Source organism: Streptomyces anulatus (genome assembly GCF_000721175.1).
Lineage (GTDB): Bacteria > Actinomycetota > Actinomycetes > Streptomycetales > Streptomycetaceae > Streptomyces > Streptomyces anulatus_C.
In genome coordinates this window covers 1-253 of record NZ_JOEZ01000145.1, presented here as the reverse complement: position 1 = coordinate 253, position 253 = coordinate 1, and the positions used below count along the sequence as shown (strand labels likewise).

Here is a 253-nt window from a genome sequence, read left to right as displayed (position 1 = left end):
CCCACAGGGTCCCCCCTGCAGTACCATCGGCGCTGAAAGGCTTAGCTTCCGGGTTCGGAATGTAACCGGGCGTTTCCCTAACGCAATGACCACCGAAACACTATGAAATTAACCAACACCGGAACACAACACGGCCGTTCGTTATTTCAGAACTAACACAGTGGACGCGAGCAACTGAGGACAAGCCCTCGGCCTATTAGTACCAGTCAGCTCCACCCGTTACCGGGCTTCCACATCTGGCCTATCAACCCAG

At 54.9% G+C, this 253-nt stretch carries 2 rRNA genes; both read right to left on the bottom strand.

What is annotated here, in order from left to right:
• Positions 1–97 (bottom strand): 5S ribosomal RNA (gene rrf / locus IG90_RS41075); the annotation flags it as partial.
• A 79-nt stretch (positions 98–176) separates the two neighbouring features.
• Positions 177–253 (bottom strand): 23S ribosomal RNA (locus IG90_RS0138915); the annotation flags it as partial.